The organism is Streptomyces sp. NPDC059454 (assembly GCF_042749965.1).
Lineage (GTDB): Bacteria > Actinomycetota > Actinomycetes > Streptomycetales > Streptomycetaceae > Streptomyces.
Window position 1 is genome coordinate 1 of the sequence record NZ_JBHYVC010000093.1, and the last position, 19,310, is coordinate 19,310.

General features: G+C 72.4%; 4 protein-coding genes. All 4 read left to right on the plus strand.

Going from position 1 to position 19,310, the window contains the following annotated elements:
* Window positions 1-6 precede the first annotated feature (6 nt).
* Genes ACFXAE_RS34635 through panD form a run of 4 tightly spaced genes read left to right on the plus strand, consistent with a single transcriptional unit; the run spans window position 7 to window position 19,286 of the window.
* Complete coding sequence (locus tag ACFXAE_RS34635) at window positions 7-11,469, plus strand: amino acid adenylation domain-containing protein (protein WP_384723153.1); 11,463 nt, start codon at window positions 7-9, stop codon at window positions 11,467-11,469.
* Window positions 11,466-18,635, plus strand: a complete 7,170-nt coding sequence (locus ACFXAE_RS34640) for an amino acid adenylation domain-containing protein (protein ID WP_384723156.1) — start codon at window positions 11,466-11,468, stop codon at window positions 18,633-18,635. The genes ACFXAE_RS34635 and ACFXAE_RS34640 overlap by 4 nt, the downstream gene beginning before the upstream one ends.
* 4 nt (window positions 18,636-18,639) lie before the next feature.
* Entirely contained in the window at window positions 18,640-18,864 is a 225-nt protein-coding gene (locus ACFXAE_RS34645; protein ID WP_384723159.1) for an MbtH family protein, read from the plus strand.
* Window positions 18,865-18,878: 14 nt separating this feature from the next.
* Window positions 18,879-19,286, plus strand: coding sequence for an aspartate 1-decarboxylase (panD, locus tag ACFXAE_RS34650; protein WP_384723162.1), 408 nt, complete (start codon window positions 18,879-18,881; stop codon window positions 19,284-19,286).
* Window positions 19,287-19,310 lie beyond the last annotated feature (24 nt).

Consider the following 19,310-nt stretch of genomic DNA (forward strand, 5'->3'; position numbering starts at 1 on the left):
ACGCGCATGTACCGGACGGGGGACATCGCCCGGTGGAACCGGGAGGGTCAGCTGGAGTACGTCGGCCGGGCCGATGACCAGGTCAAGGTGCGCGGCTACCGCATCGAGCTGGGCGAGGTCCAGTCCGCGCTCGCGGCGCACCCGCACATCGCACAGGCCGCCGCCCTGGTGCGCGAGGGACGCCTGCTGGGTTACGTCGTCGCGCAGGACGACGTCCCCGCCGTGGACGTGCAGTCGGTGCGCAAGTCGCTGGCCGAGTCGTTGCCGGAGTACATGGTCCCGGCCGCCGTCGTGGTCCTGGACGCGCTGCCGCTGACCTCCCACGGCAAGCTCGACCGCCGCGCCCTCCCCGACCCCGAGTACACCGCGGAGACGTACGCCGACGCGGGCGCGAGCCTCGTCGTGCGGGCGCCACTGGATCCGCGGGTGGAGATCCTCTGTGGGCTGTACGCCGATGTCCTCGGCGTGCCCGAGGTCGGTGTCGACGACGACTTCTTCGAGCTCGGCGGGCACTCCCTGCTCGCGATCCGGCTGGTCAGCCGGGTGCGCAGTGCGCTCGGCTTCGAACTGACCATCCGTCAGTCCTTCGAGGCCCGTTCGGTGTCCAAGCTGCTGGAGTTGCTGGACGCGGCGGACGGGGCCCGACAGGGCGTGCGGGCGCTGCCAAGGCCGGACCGGGTGCCGGTCTCGTACGCGCAGCAGCGGCTGTGGTTCCTGCACCGGCTGGAGGGGCCGAGCCCGACGTACAACATGCCGGTCTCGCTGCGGCTGACTGGTGAGCTGGACCATGACGCCCTGCGCGCGGCGCTGGCCGACGTGGTGGTGCGGCACGAGTCGCTGCGCACGGTCTTCGGCGAGGACGCCGAGGGCCCGTACCAGCGGGTGCTGGCTGCCGGGGAGGCCGTACCCGTCCTGGAGGTCGTCCGCACGGACGAGGCCGGACTGCCCGCCGCGCTGGAGAAGGCCGCCCGGCACGGCTTCGACCTGTCGGCCGAGCCGCCGCTGCGGGCGACGCTGTTCCGGGCCGGCGAGCGGGAGCACGTGCTGCTCGTGCTGGTCCACCACATCGCGGGCGACGGCTGGTCCATGCCGCTGCTCGCACGTGATCTCACCACCGCGTACGCGTCGCGCCGCGCCGGTGCGGCGCCCGCCTGGCAGGCGTTGCCCGCGCAGTACGCGGACTACACGCTGTGGCAGCGCGAGGTGCTGGGCTCCGAGGACGACCCGGACAGCGCCATCGTTCGCCAGATCGACTACTGGCGCGGCCAACTGGCCGCGCTTCCCGAGGAGTTGGAGCTGCCCGCCGACCGGCCGCGGCCGGCTGTCTCCTCGCACGAGGGCGGGCGGGTGCCGTTCGAGATCCCGCAGGACGTGTACGCCAAGGTCGTGGCCGTGGCCCGGGCCCAGCAGGCGAGCCCGTTCATGGTGGTGCAGTCCGCGCTGGCCGCTCTGCTGACGCGGCTGGGCGCGGGCACCGACATCCCGCTGGGCACGCCCACCGCGGGCCGCACGGACGGCGCGCTGGAAGACCTCGTCGGCTTCTTCGTGAACACGCTGGTGCTGCGCACCGACACCTCGGGCGACCCCACGTTCGCGGAGCTCGTCGGCCGGGTGCGCAACACCGCGCTCGCCGCCTACGCGCACCAGGACGTGCCGTTCGAGCGGCTGGTGGAGGTCCTCAACCCCGAGCGGTCGATGGCCCGCCACCCGCTGATCCAGACCATGCTCACCTGGAACGCGGCGGACCAGCACCAGACCTTCGACGCGTCCGCGCACCTGGACGGGCTGACGGTCACGCCGCTGCCCGTGGGCACCGGCATCGCCAAGTTCGACCTGGCGTTCGCCTTCGTCGAGCGGCTCGCGCAGGACGGCGGCACGGGCGGCGGACTGACCGGTGTACTGGAGTACAGCGCCGACCTCTACGACCGCGACAGCGCCACGACGCTCACCGAGCGGTTCGTGCGCCTGCTGCGCGCCCTGGTCGACGCGCCCCAACTGCCGGTCGGACACGTCGAGGTACTCACCGCTGACGAGCGTTCGGTGTTGCTCGACGGGTTCAATGCCACCGAGCGCGCGGTGCCTGAGGGCACTCTGCCGGAGTTGTTCCAGGCGCAGGTGGCGCGGACGCCGGATGCGACGGCGGTAGTGTTCGAGGGCACGCGGCTCAGCTATGCGGAGTTGAATGCGCGGGCGAACCGGCTTGCGCGGTTGCTCGTGGAGTGGGGTGCGGGGCCGGAGCGGGCCGTCGCGGTGTCGCTGCCGCGCTCGGCCGACCTGGTGGTCACGCTGCTGGCGGTGATGAAGGCGGGGGCGGTCTACGTTCCGGTCGATCCGGAGTATCCGGCGGAGCGTATTGCGCACATCCTCGACGACGTCGCCCCGGTGCTCGTGGTTGACGAGGCGTGGTTTGCGGCGGCCGACACCTCGGACTACGCCGCCGCCGACCCCGCTCCCGTCGATGTCGCGTCGCTCGCCTACGTCATCCATACCTCGGGTTCGACGGGGCGTCCGAAGGGTGTTGCGGTCTCGCACCGTGGCATTGCGAGTCTGGCCACGGGGCAGATCGAGCGGTTCGCGGTGACTCCCGACAGCCGGGTGCTGCTGTTCGCCTCGCCGAGCTTCGACGCGGCCGTGTCCGAGGTGTGCATGGCGCTGCTGGCGGGAGCGGTGCTGGTGCTGGCGCCTGCGGAGCGGTTGTTGCCGGGTGCGGCGCTGACCGGGCTGGTGCGTGAGGAGGAGATCACGCACATCACGCTGCCCCCGTCGGCGCTGGCCGTTCTCCCTGACGATGCGCTGCCCACCGTGTCCACGCTGGTGGTGGCGGGTGAGGCGTGTCCGCCGGATCTGGTGGCGCGCTGGTCGCGGGGCCGGCGGATGATCAACGCGTACGGTCCGACGGAGTCGACGGTGTGCGCGAGCATGAGCATGCCGCTGTCGGGCGCGGTGGTCCCGTCGATCGGCGCCCCGCTGATCAACACCCGCCTGTACGTCCTGGATGCCGGTCTGCAGCCGGTCCCGGTGGGTGCCGCGGGTGAGCTGTACCTTGCGGGCGCCGGTCTGGCCCGGGGGTATCTGAACCGTGCGGAGCTGACCGCGGAACGCTTCGTTGCCTGCCCGTTCGGGGCGCCCGGCACTCGCATGTACCGCACGGGTGACCTGGCGCGGTGGACCGCGGGTGGTGAGCTGGAGTACCTGGGCCGCGCGGATGATCAGGTGAAGATCCGTGGTTTCAGGATCGAGCCGGACGAGGTGGCGGCGGTGGTCGCCGGGCACCCGGCTGTGGCCCGTGCCGTGGTCGTCGTGCGGGAGGACCAGCCGGGCGACAAGCGCCTGGTCGCCTACGTGGTGCCCGCGCCCGGCGCAGAGGCGGACCCGGCGGTGTTGCGCCGGCACGCCGCCGAGCAGCTGGCCGCGCACATGGTGCCCTCGGCGTTCCTCGCGCTGGAGTCGCTGCCGGTCACCCCGAACGGCAAGCTGGACCGCAGGGCGCTGCCCGTGCCCGCCTACGGCACGCTGTCCACGGCCGGTTACCGGGGTCCGCGTTCGCCGCGCGAGGAGATCCTGTGCGGTCTGTTCGCCGAGGTCCTCGGCGCGGAGCGGGTCGGTATCGACGACGGTTTCTTCGACCTGGGCGGCCACTCCCTGCTCGCCACCCGGCTGGCCAACCGGATCCGCGCCACCCTCGGCGTCGAGCTGCCGGTCCGCCGTCTCTTCGAGACACCCACCGTCGCCGGACTCGCCGCGGCGCTCGACGAGAACGAGAACGAGACCGGGCGCGGCGCACGTGCACGCATGACGCGGGCGGCGGTCCGTCCGGAGCGGGTGCCGCTGTCATTCGCCCAGCGCAGGCTGTGGTTCCTGGACCGCTTCGAGGGCCCCAGTGCCACCTACAACGTCCCCGCCGCGCTGCGACTGACCGGCGACCTGGACCGCACCGCGCTGGAAGCGGCGCTGGCCGACGTGGTGGCCCGGCACGAGCCGCTGCGCACCGTGTTCGGCGAGGACACCGACGGACCGTACCAGCGCATACTGCCCGTGGACCTGGGCCGGCCCGGGCTGGACGTGACACCTGTCGCTGACGCCTCCCGGCTGGACGCCGAGCTGTGTGCCGCGGCCCGGGACACCTTCGACCTGGAGCGGGAACTGCCCTTCCGCGCCCGGCTCTTCGAGCTCGCGGAGCAGGACCACGTACTGCTGCTGACGGTGCATCACATCGCGGGTGACGGCTGGTCGATGGGCCCGCTCTCCCGCGACCTGACCGCGGCGTACGCGGCTCGCTGCGCGGGCGTCGCCCCGGCGTGGACGGAACTGCCGGTGCAGTACGCGGACTTCACGCTGTGGCAGCGTGAGGTGCTGGGCTCCGAGGAGGACCCCGACAGTGCGCTGACCGGGCAGGTGGAGTTCTGGCGCGAGGCGCTCACCGGCCTGCCGGAGGAGCTGGACCTGCCCAGGGACCGCACTCGGCCCGCGACCCCCTCGTACCGCGGCGACTTCGTGGAGTTCGAGGTGCCCGCCCAGGTGCACGAGCGGCTGGTGTCGCTGGCACGGGAGAGCGGCGCGAGCGTGTTCATGGTGGTGCAGTCGGCGCTGGCGACGCTGCTGTCGCGGCTGGGCGCGGGCACGGACATCCCGATCGGCACGCCGATCGCGGGCCGCACCGACGGCGCGGTGGAGGACCTGGTCGGGTTCTTCGTGAACACGCTGGTGCTGCGCACCGATCTGTCCGGCAACCCGTCCTTCCGTGAACTGGTCGGCCGGGTGAAGGAGTTCGACCTGGCGGCCTACGCCCACCAGGACGTGCCCTTCGAACGGCTGGTGGAAGTCCTCAACCCTGAGCGGTCGATGGCCCGCCACCCCCTGTTCCAGACCATGCTCACCTGGAACGACGGCACCCTCCTGGGCGCCGACGCCACCGCCGGACAGTCGCTGCCCGGCCTCACCGTGACGGGACACTCCGTCGGCACCGGGAGCGCCAAGTTCGACCTCTCCTTCGCCCTTCAGGAGCGCACCGGCGACGGCGGCGGGCTGCACGGCGCGCTCGGGTTCAGCACCGACCTCCACGACCGCGACTCGGCCGCCCGGATCGCGCAGCGGTTCGTCCGCGTCCTGGCGGCCGTCGTGGCCGAACCGGACCTGCCCGTGAGCCGGGCCGACGTCATGACGGACGCCGAGCGCGGCACGGTGCTGGAACGGTGGAACGACACCGCACGCCTCGTGCCTGGCGTGGCCCTGCCGCAGCTGTTCGAGGCGCGCGCCGCCCTTGCCCCCGAGGCCACCGCCGTCGTCTGCGGCGACCGGGAGCTGTCGTACGCGGAACTCAACGCGCGGGCCAACCGGCTCGCACGGCTGCTCGTACGGCACGGCGCCGGCCCGGAGCAGCGGGTCGCCGTCAGGCTGCCGCGCTCGACCGACCTGGTGACCGTCCTGCTCGCCGTGCTGAAGTCCGGCGCCGCCTATGTGCCGCTCGACCCCGACTTCCCGGACGAGCGCATCGCGTACATGATCGACGACGCGCGTCCCGTGCTCGTGGTCGACGAGGAGTGGCTCGCCGCCGCGGACCTCACCGGCCTCGACACGGCCGACCTGCCGCCGGTCCCGGTCGCGTCCGCCGCCTACGTGATCTACACCTCGGGCTCCACGGGACGGCCCAAGGGCGTCGTCGTCGGACACGCGGCACTCGCCAACTTCCTCCAGGACCTGGGGGAACGGTGTGCCCTGACGCCGGACGAACGGCTGCTCGCCGTGACGACCGTCGGCTTCGACATCGCGGCGCTCGAACTGTACGTACCCCTGCTGGCCGGAGCCGCCGTGGTGCTCGCCGACCGGGACACGGTGCGCGATCCGCGGGCCTTGGCCGAACTGATCGACGGGGCCGGGATCTCGGTCGTGCAGGCGACACCCAGTCTGTGGCACGCGATCGTGGACGAGCACGCCACCGCGCTGTCGGGCGTCAGGGTGCTCGTCGGCGGCGAAGCACTGCCCGCCGACCTCGCCGCGTCCCTCGTCCGGCACGCGCACTCGGTGACCAACGTCTACGGTCCGACGGAGACCACGATCTGGTCCACCGCCGGAGCGGTCGACACGGACAGCGCGCGCCGGGGTTCGATCGGACGGCCGATCGCCAACACCCGGGTGTACGTGCTGGACGCGGCGCTGCGCCCGGTGCCCGCCGGAGTGGCCGGCGAGCTGTACATCACCGGCGCGGGCCTGGCCCGCGGTTACCTGGACCGCCCGGGTCTGACGGCGGAACGCTTCGTGGCCGACCCCTACGGCGCCCCGGGCACCCGTATGTACCGCACCGGCGACCTGGTGCGCTGGTCGGCCGACGGCGAGCTGGAGTATCTCGGCCGGGTCGACCACCAGGTCAAGGTGCGCGGCTACCGCATTGAGCCCGGCGAGATCGAGGCCGTCCTGCTCGCGCACGAGTCCGTGACGCGCGCCGCGGTTCTGGTCCGCGAGGACACACCGGGGGACCGCCGGCTGGTCGCCTACGTGACCGGCACCGCCGACCCGGCGGCACTGCGCGAGCACGCGACCCGCCAACTGCCGGAGTACATGGTGCCGTCGGCGTTCATGACGCTGGACGCGCTGCCGCTGACCCCGAACGGCAAGCTGGACCGCCGTGCCCTGCCCGTCCCCGACAGCGCGGCCCGGCCCACGGGCCGGGCGCCGCGTTCGCCGCGCGAGGAGATCCTGTGCGGTCTGTTCGCCGAGGTGCTCGGCGTGGAGCGGGTCGGCATCGACGACGGCTTCTTCGACCTGGGCGGCCACTCGCTGCTCGCCACCCGCCTGGTGAGCCGCATCCGCGCCACGCTCGACGTGGAACTGTCGGTACGGCAGCTCTTCGAACGCCCGACGGTGGCACGGCTCGGCGCTGTTCTGGACACCGCGTCCGGTCCCGCCCGCCTACCGCTGACCAGGGCGGAGCGGCCGGCTCGGATCCCGCTCTCCTACGCCCAGCAGCGGCTGTGGCTCCTGAACCGGCTGGAAGGCCCCAGCCCCACCTACAACATGCCGACGGCACTGCGCCTCGACGGCCCGCTCGACCGGGAGGCGCTGACCGCGGCGCTGCACGACCTCGTGGTCCGCCACGAGGCCCTGCGCACCCTCTTCGCAGAGGACGGCCAGGGCGCCCACCAGGTCGTCCTGCCGTCCGAGGCGGCCCACCCCGAACTGCACACCGTCCCCACGGACGAGGACGGCCTCACCGACGCGCTGACCTCGACGGCCCGCTACGCGTTCGACCTCGCCGCCGAACTCCCGCTGCGGACCTGGCTGTTCGAACTGGGCCCGGAGCAGCACGTACTGCTCGTGCTGGTGCACCACATCGCCGGTGACGGCTGGTCAGCGGGCCCGCTGGCGCGCGACCTGACCGGCGCGTACGCGGCCCGCAGCGCGGGCACCGCCCCCGCATGGTCCGAACTTCCGGTGCAGTACGCAGACTTCACGCTCTGGCAGCGCGAGGTGCTGGGCGCCGAGGACGACCCGGGCAGCGTCCTCGCCCGGCAGATCTCCTTCTGGCGCGAGGCCTTGGCCGAGCTCCCGGAGGAACTGGCCCTGCCCGCCGACCGCCCCCGCGCCGACATCGCCTCGCAGCGAGGCGGCCGGGTCGCCTTCGCCGTTCCCCAGGAAGTGCACGAGCGGCTGGTGTCGCTGGCACGGGAGAGCGGCGCGAGTGTGTTCATGGTGGTGCAGTCGGCGCTGGCGACGCTGCTGTCGCGGCTGGGCGCGGGCACGGACATCCCGATCGGCACGCCGATCGCGGGCCGCACCGACGGCGCGGTGGAGGACCTGGTCGGGTTCTTCGTGAACACGCTGGTGCTGCGCACCGATCTGTCCGGCAACCCGTCCTTCCGCGAACTGGTCGGCCGGGTGAAGGAGTTCGACCTGGCGGCCTACGCCCACCAGGACGTGCCCTTCGAACGGCTGGTGGAAGTCCTCAACCCCGAGCGGTCGATGGCCCGCCACCCCCTGTTCCAGACCATGCTCACCTGGAACAACCTCGACCAGCAGGCCGCGGCCGAAGCCGCCGGGAGCCTGTCCGGCCTCACCGTGCGACAGCAGCCGCTGCCGACCGGCGCGGCCAAGTTCGACCTTCTCTTCCGCATGGTCGAACAACACGCCCAGGACGCGCGTCCCGACGGCATCGCGGGTGTCCTCGAATTCAGCACGGATCTGTTCGACGCGGTGACCGCTGAGCGGTTGGCTGAGCGGTTGGTGCGGGTGTTGGAGGTGGTGGTTGCTGATCCGGGGGTGCGGGTCGGTGGTGTGGATGTGCTTTCGGATGCCGAGCGGGGTTTGGTGTTGGGGGAGTGGATCGATACGGCGGGGGAGGTGTCGGTTGCTGCTTTGCCGCAGTTGTTCGAGGCGCAGGTGGTGCGGTCGCCCGATGCGGTTGCGGTGGGGGAGCTGAGCTATGCGCAGGTGAATGCGCGGGCGAATCGGCTGGCGCGGTTGCTGGTGGAGCAGGGTGCGGGTCCGGAGCGGCGGGTGGCGGTGGTGTTGCCGCCGTCGGCGGAGTTGGTGGTGGTGCTGCTGGCGGTGGTGAAGGCGGGGGCGGCCTACGTCCCGGTGGATCCCGGGTATCCGCGGGAGCGCATCGACTACATCCTGGAGGATGCCGCGCCGGCGCTGGTGATCGACGAGGCCTGGCTCTCGTCGGCGGACTTCAACGGTCTGTCGGCGGAGAACCTGCCGGTGGTGGGGCTGTCGTGGCCGGCGTATGTGATTTATACGTCGGGTTCGACGGGTCGTCCGAAGGGTGTGGTGGTCGAGCATGCTTCGGTGGGTGCGTATCTGGTGCGGGCGCGGGAGGTGTATCCGCAGGCGGCTGGGGTGTCGCTGGTGCATTCCTCGTTCGCGTTCGACCTGACGGTGACCGCCCTGTGGTCGCCGCTGGTGTCCGGTGGCCGGATCGTGGTCGGCGAGTTGGACGAGTCGGTGTCGGGTGTGACGTTCATGAAGGTCACGCCGTCCCACCTGGGTCTGCTGGAGGCGCTGCCAGAGGCGGCGTCGCCGTCGGGGACGCTGGTCATCGGTGGTGAGGCCCTGCGTGGCGAGGCGCTGGCGGGCTGGCGGCGGGCGCATCCGCAGGTGCAGGTGATCAATGCGTATGGTCCTACGGAGGCGACGGTCAACTGTGCCGAGTTCCGTCTGGAGCCGGGTACGCCGACGCCGTCGGGTGCGGTGCCGATCGGTCGTCCGTTCGTCAACACCCGGACCTACGTCCTGGACGCGGGTCTGCGTCCGGTGCCGGTGGGGGCTCCGGGTGAGTTGTATGTGGCGGGTGTGGTGCTGGCCCGCGGTTATCTGGACCGTCCGGGGCTGACGGCGGAGCGGTTCGTCGCCGACCCCTACGGCCCGGCTGGCACGCGGATGTACCGGACGGGGGACATCGCCCGGTGGAACCGGGAGGGTCAGCTGGAGTACGTCGGCCGGGCCGATGACCAGGTCAAGGTACGCGGCTACCGCATCGAGCTGGGCGAGGTCCAGTCCGCGCTCGCGGCGCACCCGCACATCGCACAGGCCGCCGCCCTGGTGCGCGAGGGACGCCTGCTGGGTTACGTCGTCGCGCAGGACGACGTCCCCGCCGTGGACGCGCAGTCGGTGCGCAAGTCGCTGGCCGAGTCGTTGCCGGAGTACATGGTCCCGGCCGCCGTCGTGGTCCTGGACGCGCTGCCGCTGACCTCCCACGGCAAGCTCGACCGCCGCGCCCTCCCCGACCCCGAGTACACCGCCGGCGCCGGATCCCGTGAGCCGGTCTCGGCGAAGGAGCAGCTGCTGTGCGGCCTCTACGCGGAGGTGCTGCGCGTGCCCGAGGTCGGTGCCGACGACAGCTTCTTCGACCTGGGCGGCGACAGCATCATGTCGATCCAGTTGGTGAGCGCGGCGCGCCGGGCCGGACTGCGGTTCTCTCCCCGGGACGTCTTCGAGTGCAGGACGGTGGCCCGCCTCGCCGAGGTCGCCCAGGACGCCGACGGGGCCGCCCCGGCGGCACCGGACGACGGGGTGGGCGAGGTCCCGCTGACGCCGATCATGAAGGAACTGGCCTCGCGCGGCGGTCCGTTCACGGAGTTCAATCAGTCCACCGTCGTACAGGTCCCCGCCGCGCTGACCCACGAGAGCCTGACGAAGGCGCTCCAGGCGGTGCTCGACCACCACGATGCCCTGCGGACGCGGCTCACCGTGCCGGACGGGACCGACGAATGGTCGCTGGAGGTGACCGCGCCCGGTTCGGTGAGCGCCGACGACCGCGTCGAGCGGATCGACGCGTCGGGACTCGACGACGGGGAACTACGCGCCCTGATGGCCGAACACGGGCCACGGGCCCGCACCCGTCTGTCCCCACGGGACGGGATCATGGTGCAGGCGGTCTGGTTCGACCGCGGTCGCGAGCTGTCCGGTCAACTGCTGCTCGTACTGCACCACTTGGTGGTCGACGGAGTGTCCATACGGATCCTCGTCCCCGACCTGGCCCAGGCCTGGCGGGACGTGTCGGCCGGCCGGGAAGCGGTTCTCGAACCGGTCGGCACCTCGCTGCGCCGCTGGGCACGCCATCTGCACGAGCTGGCCCACGAGCCCGAGACCACGGCCGAGTTGAGCCACTGGACGCGGGTGCTCCAGCACGCGGACGCGCCGCTGGGCGGGCGGGCGCTGGACCCGGCGCGCGACACCTCCGGCACCACCGGTCATCTGACCCAGGAGCTGCCTTCCGAGGTGACCGAGCCCCTGCTCACGACGGTGCAGGCGGCGTTCCACGCCGAGATCAACGACGTGCTGCTCACCGCCTTCGCGCTGGCGGTCCGCGAGTGGCGGGCCACGGCGGCGGAACACGGTGTGCTGGTGGAGCTGGAGGCCCACGGCCGTGCGGAGGAGGCGATGCCGGGAGCCGATCTCACCCGTACCGTCGGCTGGTTCACCAGCACCTACCCCGTCCGGCTCGACACGGCCCGGGCTGCCGACGAGGGTGCGGCGCTGAAGCAGGTGAAGGAGCAGCTGCGGGCGGTGCCGGGCAAGGGGCTCGGCCACGGGCTGCTGCGCCGGCTCAACCCCAGGACGGCGGAGATCCTCGCCCCGCTGGCCCGACCCCAGATCAAGTTCAACTACCTGGGCCGGTTCGCCTCCAGGGATCAGGAGGCGGCCGACTGGGCGACGGCGCCCGGCACCGCCGGCATCGGCGGCGGCCGGGACGCCGGGATGCCGTTGACCCACGTCGTCGAGCTGAACGCCATCACCCGCGACGGCGAGGACGGTCCCGAGCTCCTCGCTTCCTGGACCTGGGCCCGGGAGCTGCTCACCGAGCAAGAGGTGCGGGAGCTGGCCCAGGCGTGGTTCCGGGCGTTGCGCGCGCTCGTCGACCACGCCGCCGAGGACACGGCGGGCGGGTTCACTCCGTCCGACGTAGCGCTGGCCATGTTGAACCAGAGCGACATCGATCGGCTCGAAGCCGAGTGGAGGACGTCGGAATGAAGCGGTCCGCGTTGGAGGACATACTGCCGCTGTCTCCGTTGCAGGAGGGGCTGCTGTTTCACAACGTCTTCGACGAGAAGGCGCTGGACATCTACACGGTCCAGATGGTCCTGGACCTCGAAGGGGCACTGGACGCCAAGGCGTTGCGGACCGCGGCCGGGGCGTTGCTGACCCGGCACGCCAACCTGCGCACGGCGCTGCGGCACGAGGGGCTCAGCCGGCCCGTCCAGATCGTGCTGAGGGACGTGCCCCTGGCGTGGCACGAGGTGGATCTGAGCGCACTTGCGCAGGACGAGCGGGAACGTGAGGCGCGCCGGGTGCTCGACGAGGACCGCGCCCGCCGCTTCGACCTGGCCGAGCCCCCGCTCGTACGGTTCACACTGCTGCGGTACGGGCCGGACCGGCACCGCTTCGTGCTGACCAACCACCATGTGCTGTGGGACGGCTGGTCGCGTCCGGTGCTGCTGCGCGAACTGCTCGCGCTCTACCTGAACGGCGGCGACACCTCACAACTGCCGCGCGTCCGCCCGTTCCGCGACTACCTGGGCTGGCTCGCCGGCCGGGACCGCGAGGCGGGCGAGCGAGCCTGGCAGGAGGCGCTCGCCGGACTGGAGGAGCCGTTCCGGGTGGCGCCCACCGCGTCCGGACGGGTGCCCGTGATCCCCGGCCAGGTGGAGCTGGCGCTCACCGAACAGGAGACGGCGGGACTGGGCGAGCGCGCCCGCGAACTCGGTGTGACGCTCAACACCGTGGCGCAGGCGGCCTGGGCGGTCGTGCTGTCCAAACTGGTGGGCCGCGCCGACGTGGTGTTCGGGGTGACGGTCTCCGGCCGGCCGCCGGAGCTGGAAGGCGTCGAGAACATGGTCGGCCTCTTCATCAACACCCTGCCGCTGCGCCTCCGGCTGGACGCGGCGGAGCCGCTCGCCGAACTGCTGGGCCGGCTCCAGGCGGAGCAGGCCCGGCTCCTCGACCACCAGTACCTGGGCCTGACCCGGATCCAGGAACTGACCGGTGTGGGTGAGCTGTTCGACTCGGCGCTGGTCTTCGAGAACTATCCGCTCGACCCGGCGAGCGCCCCGGAACCGGGCCCGGCGGCGCCGCGGCACGGAGTGCGGGTGACGGGAGTGGAGACCCAGGACGGCATGCACTATCCGCTCGGCCTGATCGTCAAGCCGGGCCGCCGGCTCCGGTTCCGCGTCGACTTCCGTCCCGACGTGTTCACGGAGGAGGCGGCCACGGCCGTCAGCGAGCGGCTGCGCCGGGTCCTGACCGCGGTCCTGGACGAGCCGCGGCGCCCCGTCGGCACGCTCGACGTGCTCTCGGCCGCCGAGCGGCACCATGTCCTGGAGGAGTGGAACGACACCGCCCGCGAGGTCCGCGAGACCGATGCCGCCACCCTCTTCCAGGAGCAGGTGGCCCGCACCCCCGGCGCCGAGGCGGTGGTGAGCGGTGCGGAGCACCTGACCTACGCCGAACTGAACGCGCGCGCGAACCGGCTGGCGAGGCTCCTGGTGGCGCGGGGTGCGGCGCCCGAGCGGTTCGTGGCCCTGGCGCTGCCGCGCAGCGTACAGGCCGCGGTCGGCCTGCTGGCGGTGCTCAAGACGGGCGCGGCGTACCTGCCGCTGGATCCCGACTACCCGGCGGACCGCATCGCCTATATGCTGGACAGCGCCGACCCGGCGCTGCTGGTCACCACGCGGGACCTCGCACCGGCGCTGCCGGAGCACCCCGCCCCCCGGATCGTCCTGGACGACGTCGATCTCACTCCGTACTCCGACACCGACCTCGAGGACGCCGACCGCGCACTGCCGTCGGCCCTCACCCACCCCGCGTACGTCGTGTTCACCTCGGGGTCGACGGGCCGTCCCAAGGGCGTCGTCATCGAGCACCGCTCGCTGGGCGCCTATCTGGTGCGGGCCAGGGAGGCCTACCCGACCGCGGCCGGCACCACCCTGCTGCACTCGCCGATCTCCTTCGACCTGACAGTGACCGGGCTGTACACCCCGCTGGTCAGCGGCGGCCGTGTGCACATCGCGGAGCTCGCCGAGGCCGCCGCCGCCGGCCCGCGGGCCACGTTCCTCAAGGGCACCCCCAGCGTCCTCGCGCTCCTTGACGAACTGCCGGACGGGGTGTCGCCCACCCGGACGCTGATGCTCGGCGGTGAACTGCTGGTGGGCGAGGTGCTGGACCGCTGGCGGGCACGGCACCCGGACGCGACCGTGTTCAACGTCTACGGCGCCACGGAAGCCACCGTGAACAGCGTGGAGAACCCCATCGCGCCCGGTACGAAGGTGCCCGCCGGCGCCGTCCCGGTGGGCCGCCCCTTCTGGAACACCCGGATTTACGTCCTCGACGCCGGACTCCAGCCGGTCCCGCCCGGCACGGCGGGCGAGGTGTACATCGCCGGCACCGGGCTCGCCCGTGGCTACCTCGGGCGGCAGGACCTGACCGCGGAGCGCTTCGTGGCCTGCCCCTACGGAGGGCCCGGTGAGCGCATGTACCGCACCGGCGACCTGGCCCGCTGGAACGAGGCCGGCGAGCTGGAGTTCGTGGGCCGGGTCGACGGACAGGTCAAGATCCGCGGATACCGGATCGAGCTCGGGGAGATCGAGTCCGTGGTCTCCGGACACCCGGAGGTGGCGCGCACGGCGGTCGTGGTGCGCGAGGACGTGCCGGGCGACCGCCGGCTCGTCGCCTACGTCGTTCCCGAGCACGGTGGCGCGCCCGCGCCGTCCGCCGTCCGCGAGCACGCCGCGGCCGCGCTGCCGGAGTACATGGTGCCGGACGCGGTGATCGTCCTCGATGCCCTGCCCCTGACCCCGAACGGCAAGCTGGACCGCCGGGCCCTGCCCGCGCCCGAGTACGAGGCGGGCCCCGGGGGGCGCGCTCCGCGCTCACCGCGCGAGGAGATCCTCTGCTCCCTCTTCGCCGAGGTGCTGCGCCGGCCGGTCGTCGGCATCGACGACGACTTCTTCGACCTCGGCGGCCACTCGTTGCTCGCCACCCGCCTCGTCAGCCGCATCCGCTCCACGCTCGACGTCGAACTGTCGGTGCGGCAACTGTTCGACACGCCGACCGTCGCGGGTGTCTCGGAAGCCCTGGACACCGGCAGCGGTGGCCGTCGCGCGGTCACCCGGCCGGCCCGGCGGCCGGCCCGGCTGCCGCTGTCGTACGCGCAGACACGGCTGTGGTTCCTGCACCGCATGGAAGGACCGAGTCCCACCTACAACATCCCCGTCTCGCGCCGCTTCCACGGGCCCCTGGACCGTCTCGCGCTGCGGCAGGCACTCGGTGACGTCGTGGCCCGCCACGAGTCGCTGCGGACCGTGTTCGCGGAGGACGCGGAGGGCGCCCACCAGGTGGTGCGCGGGTCGGCCGACGCACCGGTGCCGTTCGCCACTGTCACCACCGACGAGGACCGGCTGCCGGACGAACTGCGGGCCGCGGCCCGCCACGGCTTCGACCTGACACGCGAACTGCCTCTGCGCGCCACCTTGTTCGAACTCGGTCCCGAGGACCACGTGCTGCTTCTGCTGGTGCACCACATCGCCAGTGACGCCTGGTCCAGGCGGCCGCTCGGCCGGGACCTCGCCCTCGCCTACGCCGCCCGCTGCGCGGGTGGCGCCCCGCAGTGGCACGAACCGACCGTGCAGTACGCCGACTACACGCTGTGGCAGCGCGAGACGCTCGGCTCCGAGGACGACCCCGACAGTCTCATCTCCCGCCAGCTCGCCCACTGGAAGGAGGCGCTCGCGGGTCTGCCCGAGGAACTCGACCTGCCCGTCGACCGGCCCAGGCCCGCGGTGTCCAGCCAGACCGGTGCCCGCATCCCCGTCCAGGTGCCGGCCGACCTCCACGCCGCCGTGGTCGAACTGGCCCGGCGGAACAGGGCGACCGTCTTCATGGTCGTGCAGGCCGCGCTGGCCGTGACCCTGTCCCGGGTGGGCGCGGGCGACGACATCCCGATCGGCACCCCGATCGCCGGACGCACCGATGACGCCCTCGAGGACCTCGTCGGCTTCTTCGTCAACACCCTCGTCCTGCGCACCGACACCTCCGGCGACCCGACCTTCGAGGAACTGGTGCGCCGGGTCCGCGAGAACTCCCTGGCCGCCTACGCCCACCAGGACGTACCGTTCGAGCGCCTCGTGGAACTGCTCAACCCCGTCAGGTCCATGGCCCGGCACCCCTTGTTCCAGGTGATGCTGGCGTTCAACAACACCGATCAGCAGGCCGCCCACGAGGCCATCGAGCAGCTGCCCGGGCTGAAGGTGACCGGCCAGCCCGTCGGCTCCGGGGTCTCCCGCTTCGACCTGCTCTTCGCGTTCGGTGACGTGCACGACGGCAAGGGCACACCCGGCGGCCTCAACGGCATCATCGAGTACAGCGCCGACCTGTTCGACGCCGCCACGGCCGAGGCGCTCGCCGAACGCTTCGTACGGGTGCTGCGTGCCCTGGTCGAGGCGCCCGGGCAGCCGATCGGCCGGGCCGAGATCCTGGCTCCCGGGGAACGCGCGCGGCTGCTCGCCCGTCCCGCCGTGCGGCGACAGAACGACGCGTCCCTCATGGAGCGGTTCGAGGAGCAGGTGTGCCGCACCCCGCGGGCCGTGGCCGTGCAGGACGGGCAGACGGCCCTGACGTACGAGCAGCTCGACGGTGCCGCCAACCGGCTCGCCGCGCTGCTGGCGGGTGAAGGCGCGGGCCCCGAGCGTCTGGTGGGCCTGGCCCTGCGCCGCTCGGCGGACCTCGTCGTCGCCCTGCTCGCCGTGCTCAAGACCGGAGCCGGATACCTGCCGCTCGACCCCGAGTACCCGGCGGAGCGCCTCGCGCACATGACCGAGGACGCGGGGCCGGTCGTCGTGGTGACGACGGCCGGGGTCGCCGGGCGGCTGCCCGCGCGGACGGGCCGCCTGCTGGTGCTCGACGCGCCCGGGACGGTCCGGGCGCGGGCCGCCGCGCCGGCGACGGCGCCGCGCACCGGACCCCTGTCACCGGACCGTCCCGTGTACGCGATCTACACCTCGGGTTCGACGGGCCGCCCCAAGGGCGTCCTGATGCCGGCCCGGGCCATGGAGAACCTGGTCTCCTGGCACCAGGACGCCATGCCCCCGCGCCGGCCCGGCGCGGTCGTCGCCCAGTTCGCGGCGATCAGCTTCGACGTGTCGGTGCACGAGATCCTCTCCGCGCTCCTCGGCGGGAAGCGCCTCGTGCCCTGCCCGGAGGACGTCCGGCGCGATCCGCGGCTGCTGGTGCGCTGGCTGGAGGAGCACGAGGTCGAGCAGCTGCACGCGCCCAACCTGGTCGTCGAGGCGCTCGCCGAGGCCGCCGCGGAGCTCGGCGCGGACCTGCCCCGCCTGACCGACGTCGCTCAGGCCGGCGAGGCGCTCAACCTCGCCCCGGCCGTGCGGGAGTTCTTCGGCCGGCGACCGGGACTGCTGCTGCACAACCACTACGGCCCCAGCGAGACGCACGCGGCGACCGGCGCCACCCTGCCCGCCGACCCGGCGGACTGGCCCGCCACCGCCCCGATCGGCACGGCGATCGACAACACCGGTCTGTACGTTCTCGACGACCGCCTGCGCCCGGTGCCGCCGGGCGTGGCCGGCGAGCTCTACGTGTCCGGGGACGGTCTGGCCCGCGGTTATCTCGGCCGCCCGGCGCTGACCGCGGAGCGCTTCGTCGCCTGCCCCTTCGAGCCGGGCGAGCGCATGTACCGCACCGGTGACCGGGTGCGGACGCGCGCCGACGGGCAGTTGGAGTTCCTGGGCCGCGCCGACCAGCAGATCAAGCTGCGCGGCTTCCGCATCGAACCCGGCGAGGTGGAGGCGGCGCTCACCGCCCACCCGGCGATCGCCCAGGCCGCGGTGGTGCTGCGCGAGGACCGGCCGGGCGACCGGCGCCTGGTGGCGTACGCGGTGGCGACCGGGGAACTGCCCGACACCGCCGCACTGCGCGCCCACCTCGGCGAGCGGCTGCCGGACTACATGATCCCGGCCGTCTTCATGGGCGTGGACGTGCTGCCGCTCACCCCGAACGGCAAACTCGACCGGCGCGCCCTGCCCGCCCCCGACTACGCGGCACAGGCCAGTCGCGGACCGAACGGGCCCCGCGAAGAGGTGCTGTGCGCCCTGTTCGCCGAGGTCCTCAAGGCGCCCCGGGTGGGTGTCGACGACGACTTCTTCTCCCTCGGCGGGCACTCCCTGCTGGTCGCCCGGCTGCTCGGCCGGATCCGGGCAGTCCTCGGCGTCGAGCTGTCCATTCGGAGCCTGTTCGAGGCCCCGACCGTCGCGCGCCTCGCCGAGGAGCTCGACCGGGGCACCCGTCACGACCCGTTCGCCGAACTGCTCCCGCTGCGCGGGAGCGGCACCGGCACCCCGCTGTTCTGCGTGCACCCGGCGGCCGGCCTCGGCTGGTGCTACGCCGGACTGCTCGCCCACCTCGACGCGGACACTCCGGTGTACGCGTTGCAGGCGCGGGGGATCAGGGACCGGGACGCGGTGCTGCCCGCCGGGGTGACCGAGATGGCGGCCCAGTACGTCGAACTGATCCGCTCCGTGCGGCCCGAGGGGCCGTACCGCATCATGGGCTGGTCGTTCGGAGGGCCGGTCGCGCAGGCCGTCGCCACCCGGCTCCAGGCACTGGGCGCCGAGGTGGAACTGCTGTGCCTGGTGGACGCCTACCCGTCGAGCACGCGCGGCCAGGACGCTCCCGACCGCTCCGAGGCGGAGATCGTCGCGAACAGCCTGCGGGCCGTCGGATTCGACTTCGAGCCGAGTGAGCTGAGCGACGACCACTTCCCCCTGGACCGTTACCGGGAATTCCTCCGGCACGAGAACAGGGCGCTCGCCGAGTTGAGCGCGGACGAAGTCGTCGCGGTCAAGAACGTGTACGTGAACAACGTGCGGATGATGTCCCGTCACGAACCGGAGGTCTTCCGCGGCGATGTGCTCTTCTTCACAGCGACCCGGGTTTCCGAGGAAAGGAGGAATCGCCGTGACGTCACTGCCTGGAATCCCTATACGGAAGGGCGGTTGGAAAACTACGATGTGGATGCCGAGCATGAGGAAATGCTGACCGATCCGGCACCCACCGCCCGAATAGGGCGGATTGTTGCCGACAAGCTGAACGAGCTGCGGGCGGACACCGCACCGACACAGGGGGTATGAAACGATGAGCAACCCGTTCGAGGACGCGGACGGCAAGTACCTGGTCCTGGTGAACGACGAGGGCCAGCACTCGCTGTGGCCGTCCTTCGCCGAGGTGCCGGCCGGGTGGAACGTCGTCGTGCAGGAGACCGGCCGACAAGCCTGCCTGGACTACATCAACGAGAACTGGACCGACATGCGGCCGGCCAGCCTGATCGCGGCGATGGACGCCGCGGACGCCACGAACTGAGGGGCGGGCACACAGTGTTCCGGACGATGCTGAAGTCGAAGATCCACCGGGCCACGGTCACCCAGGCCGACCTGAACTACGTGGGCTCGCTCACCCTGGACCCGGACCTGATGGAGGCCGCGGACCTGCTGCCGGGCGAGCTGGTCCACATCGTCGACATCAACAACGGCTCGCGCCTGGAGACCTACGTCATCGAGGGCGAACGGGGCTCGGGGACGGTGAAGATCAACGGCGCGGCGGCGCGACTCGTCCATACGGGCGACCTCGTCATCATCATCGGGTACGGCGTCGTGGCCGACGCGCAGGCCCGTGAGCTGAAGCCGAGCGTGGTCTTCGTGGACGAGCACAACCGCATTCTCGAGGAGAGCGACGACCCCGCGCTGGCCGGCGGGGCCGGTGTCCTGGAGCCGGCGGTGCGCTGAGCCGCCGGCACACGACCGCCGGGG

What these genes read in the sequence shown, in the direction of transcription:
- ACFXAE_RS34635 (WP_384723153.1), top strand. Translation starts at nt 7, where the DNA reads ATGTACCGGACGGGGGACATCGCCCGGTGGAACCGGGAGGGTCAGCTG.
- ACFXAE_RS34645 (WP_384723159.1), top strand. Translation starts at nt 18,640, where the DNA reads ATGAGCAACCCGTTCGAGGACGCGGACGGCAAGTACCTGGTCCTGGTG.
- ACFXAE_RS34640 (WP_384723156.1), top strand. Translation starts at nt 11,466, where the DNA reads ATGAAGCGGTCCGCGTTGGAGGACATACTGCCGCTGTCTCCGTTGCAG.